Here is a 4,816-nt window from a genome sequence, read left to right as displayed (position 1 = left end):
GACATATTTAAAGTTTTTCCAAATCTTCTTGGTCTCGGTAGTAATGTCACTTTGGATTTCTTATTTAGTAATTCATTTATTAACATAGATTTATCTACAAAATAATAGTTATTTTCTATTATCTCTTTAAAATCATCTATTCCTACTGGTAATTTTTTCTTAACCATCTTTTTTCACCTCATTGTACCTTTTCTTTAAGTATATCATATCTTTTATTTAAAATTAACTCTTATCTAAAATGAGGTTAGTTAAATTAAGAATAAAAATAGCTTAATGCTTTACATCTCTAATTTCTTCCATTTTCTAATTTTAGTTCTAAATGTAGAAAATGGTGCAACTGTATTTATATGAATAAATTTATAAACTTCCCAAATTGCAGATTTTGTAGCTTCATCTGCCCATTTTCTTTGATGTGGTTTAAATAGCTCATCCTCTGTCATGCTATCAATCATTACATAGATATCCTCTATATTTTTATTGAGAGTATTTATAAGTTCATCTAAGGGTAGGTGTGCGTATTCATTTGTGAACCATTGATACAATTTCCCTAACTCATTCCATTTAAATTTATCGGAAGGAGTTTTAACTTCAACACCTAATTTATAGTCGTTTTCCCATTTTAGTAGTAAAGTTGTCCAACCGATTTGGTAAGCTAGATTTTCTGCTGGTGATCTATCAATCGCTGGATTTTTTTTATCTTTAATTTCATTAGGTATATTATAAAATTCAGAAATATATTTTTTATAAGTTTTTTCTATCTCATCTTTTAACTCTATTTTATTTTTATAAATTTTCATATAAACCTCCATTAATTAAGTCACTATTAGTCCAATAGAGAGTAGAAACTTTTGATTCTAATAATAACTTAATAACTATTTCCTATTGATATTTAGATTAGATCAAGTCCCTTTTTTAAATCTTCGATAATATCTTCAACATCCTCAATACCCACAGATAAACGAACTAACCCCTCAGAAAGTCCTGCATTTTTAAGTTCCTCTTTAGAATAGGATGAATGAGTCATAGAAGCAGGATGTTGAATTAGAGTTTCAGTATCACCAAGACTCACTGCTAGGGAGCATAAATTTAAACAGTTTAGCAGTTTTTTTCCAGCATCAAAACCATCTTTTAATTCAAAAGATACAATGCCACCAAAATTTTTCATCTGTTTTTTTGCAATTTCAAAATTTTGATGAGTGGATAAACCAGGATAATAAACTTTTTTTACTTTTGGGTGAGTGCTTAAAAAATTAGCAATAGTTATAGCATTATCACAGTGTTTTTTCATTCTAATCTCAAAAGTTTTTAAACCTCTAATAATAAGGCTTGCATCATGAGGACTTAGGACAGCTCCAGTCATATCTTTAATCCCCAATAGTCTAATATCATCTATAGTTTCCTTTTTTCCAACTACAAATCCAGCTATGACATCTCCATGCCCATTTAGATATTTAGTTGCTGAATGAACTACAATATCAGCTCCTAAAGTCAAAGGGTTTTGACAATAAGGAGTTCCAAATGTATTATCAACTATAATTTGAATTTGATTATTAAAACTATGGGAAATACTAGAGATTAAGTTGATATCACATACCTTTAAATCTGGATTAGCTGGAGTTTCCAAATAGATAACTTTAGTATTTTCCTTTAAAGAACTTTTAACCATATTTAAGTCGCTCATATCTATAAATTCCACTTGGATTCCGAATTTCGTTAAACCATAACTAAGTAAAGCGAAAGTACATCCATACAAAACTTTATCCGCTAAAATATGATCTCCAGATTTTAATATAGTCCATAGAGTTGAAGAGATAGCTCCCATACCAGATGAAGTTCCCACACAGGACTCCCCTTTCTCTAAGAGAGCAATTTTATTTTCGGCTACAGCTACAGTTGGATTACCAAGTCTTGAATATATATAACCATTCTCTTTTCCAGCAAATCTAGCTCCCCCTTGATCAACTGAATCAAATATAAATGTAGAAGTTTGATATATAGGAGTTGCCAATGCTCCAAAAGGATTTTTTTCTTGACCTCCATGTATGGCAATAGTCCCAATACTCTTTTTTTCAATATCTTTCATAAATCCTCCTTCGGTTTAGCTTAATACTTAAATCTGTTCACTAGACTCCAATTCTTGGTCTTTATTTTCAATAATCTTATTAATTTTTTCCTCTTTTGTTCTTAACAATCCAAATTGAATAGTAATACATGTTGTTATAATTAGTGCAAAGATATAGAATGAATATTTTAAAACTGCTAAAGGAGAGATATCTACAAGTCCAGTTATAATAAGGATTCCTCCATCATAAGGAGTTAATGCTAAGAATGCACAAGCAAATATATCGATTAAACTAGCGAGTCTTTTAGGTGCAATATTATATTTCTTTCCAATCTCTTTAGCAATTGGGGCAGTGATAATAATAGCAATTGTGTTATTAACAAGAGCGGCCGATAATAACCCAGATAAAAAACTAATTCCATACTCTGCATCTCTTCTTTGATTCATTTTTGAAGTTAAAGTATTAATTAACCAATCTACACCACCATAATATTTGATTAAACCTATCAGACCAGAGATTAAAATAGCCACTATTGTTATACTGAACATATCAGACATACCTTCTCCAATGGCCCCTACCCATTGAAAGAAATTGATACTACCATCTAAAAAGCCTATTACTCCAGTCATAAGAATCCCAATAAATAAAACACCTGCAACATTAAATCCCATAAGTGCACTAATTAAAACAACAATATATGGAACAACTCTTATTAAATGGTATGTTTTTTCTCCATCTATATTTCCAACTCCCCCTAAAATTCCATAGACAACACATGCAAAAATTGCCGCAGGTAATGCGATTAAAAAGTTCATTTCAAATTTATCTTTCATTTCAGAACCAACCCCTTTTGCAGCGGAAATAGTGGTATCAGAAATCATAGATAGATTGTCACCAAAGTATGCACCACCAATAACGGCACTACAAGCTAGAGGAATATTTAAACTAGCTGCTTGTGCCACACCAATGGCAATTGGAGCCATAGCTGCGATAGTTCCCATAGATGTTCCAATAGCTGTGGATATAATAGCAGCCATTAAAAATATACCAGAGATTAAAAACATGCTTGGAATAAAAGTAAGACCTAAGTTTACAACAGAATCTACGCCACCCATGGCTTTAGCAGCTCCTTGAAATCCTCCTGCTAAAAGATAGATAAGACCTATTAAAATAACACCTGGATTTCCAGCATTTTCACTAAATATCTCTATTTTTTTATCAAGTTTTAGACCTCTATTCATAAGCATGGCAAAAACAATTCCAATTAGAAGAGCAACATGTCTTGGGAATTTTTTAAAAGCTCCATCTACACCTAAATAAGTAAAAATCAATCCACTTCCAATATAAAGTGCTAAAAATATAAATAAAGGTAAAAACGCAATGGCACCATATTTTTTTTCTCTTTCAATTTTCATAAACACCCTCCATAATTTAGATATTATTAACAGCTTCTTTTATTCTATGAAGACCTATTTCAAGCATATATCTAGGACATGCTATATTTATTCTCTCAAATCCAATACCATTTTCTCCAAACCAAAAACCATCATCAAGAGCAACCTTAGCTTTTTCTTGTAAAAATTTTGAAAGTTCCTCTTTAGACATATTTAGAGCTGAAAAATCTAACCACATCAGATAGGTACCCTCAGGTTTTATGGTTTTAATCTGAGGAATATTCTCTTTAAGAAAGTTAATAACATATTCCATATTATCATTTAGATAGAGGTTTAATTGATCAACCCAGCTATCACACTTTGTGTAAGCGGTTTCAAAAGCCACCAGACTGAAAGGATTATTTCTCTTAATATCAAGAATTCCAAGCTCAGTATCAAAATTTTTCCACTCATTCTCAATGGGAAAGGCTACAAAAGAGGATTGAAGCCCAGCAAGATTAAAAGTTTTTGTTGGAGAAAAACATGTTATTGTATTTTTTTCTATCTCTTTACTTAGAGAAGCAGTTGGGATATGGCTAAAACCAGGCATTATAATGTCTCTCCAAATCTCATCTGAAATAACTCTAACCTTATGTTTAAGACAGATATTGGAGATTTTTTCAAGCTCCTCTTTTTTCCAAACTCTTCCAATAGGGTTATGAGGACTACAAAGTATGAATAACTTAACATTATTTTTTATTATTTTATTTTCAAAATCATTAAAATCGATAGTGTAGTAACCCTTTTCATCTTGGATTAGATTATTTTCAATCAACTTTCGATCATTATCTTTTATAACACAAGCAAAAGGATAGTAAACAGGAGATTGAATTAAAATGGAATCCTGTTTTTTAGTCAATTGTCTAATAAGTATAGAGAGAGTTGGAACTACCCCTGGGCTATTTATAAGAGTTTTAGGGTCTATTTTATAGTTGAATCGTCTTTGGGACCACTTAGCAGCACTCTCATAATAGGAATCAGGTCTATAGACATATCCAAAAATTCCCTCTTCAACCTTTGCTCTCATAGCGTCGATAATCTCTGGAGCTGTTTTTAAATCCATATCAGCTATCCACATTGGCCATAAATTATTTGAAATAAACTTTTTATCCATCTCCTCCCATTTTGCTGAATGGTTATTTTGTCTGTTGATTGATTCATCAAAATTGTATCTCATAACTCCTCCCGTCAATTTAAATTTAAGTTCTATTTAAATATAAGCAATTTGTATTCCAATAGAAACCAATGAAAAAGTGAGATATTTTTTATAAAAATAGGATTAATAGGTTAAAAAATAGGTTTTTAATGGTTGTTCTCCTA

The 4,816-nt window shown here is 30.9% G+C and carries 5 protein-coding genes; all 5 read right to left on the bottom strand.

All coding sequences use genetic code 11. The features are described 5' to 3' along the window. Positions 1 to 167, bottom strand: a 167-nt coding sequence (locus ACMOUI_RS00565) for an AAA family ATPase (RefSeq protein WP_418963798.1), incomplete at its 3' end; no start/stop codon positions are given. Positions 168 to 278: 111 nt separating this feature from the next. Then, positions 279 to 797, bottom strand: a complete 519-nt coding sequence (locus ACMOUI_RS00560; RefSeq protein WP_418963797.1) for a ClbS/DfsB family four-helix bundle protein — start codon at positions 795 to 797, stop codon at positions 279 to 281. A gap of 92 nt (positions 798 to 889) precedes the next feature. After that, on the bottom strand, positions 890 to 2,083 hold the full coding sequence (gene megL, locus ACMOUI_RS00555) for a methionine gamma-lyase (protein WP_418963796.1): 1,194 nt from the start codon (positions 2,081 to 2,083) through the stop codon (positions 890 to 892). Positions 2,084 to 2,110: 27 nt separating this feature from the next. Next, positions 2,111 to 3,478 (bottom strand): Na+/H+ antiporter NhaC family protein, encoded by a 1,368-nt coding sequence (locus tag ACMOUI_RS00550; RefSeq protein WP_418963795.1) that lies wholly within the window; start codon positions 3,476 to 3,478, stop codon positions 2,111 to 2,113. Positions 3,479 to 3,494: 16 nt separating this feature from the next. After that, on the bottom strand, positions 3,495 to 4,673 hold the full coding sequence (locus tag ACMOUI_RS00545; RefSeq protein ID WP_418963794.1) for a MalY/PatB family protein: 1,179 nt from the start codon (positions 4,671 to 4,673) through the stop codon (positions 3,495 to 3,497). Positions 4,674 to 4,816 lie beyond the last annotated feature (143 nt).

The sequence above is a fragment of the Cetobacterium sp. genome, assembly GCF_048470075.1.
In the GTDB taxonomy this organism is placed as follows: domain Bacteria; phylum Fusobacteriota; class Fusobacteriia; order Fusobacteriales; family Fusobacteriaceae; genus Cetobacterium_A.
This window is presented reverse-complemented; position numbering and strand designations above follow the sequence as displayed.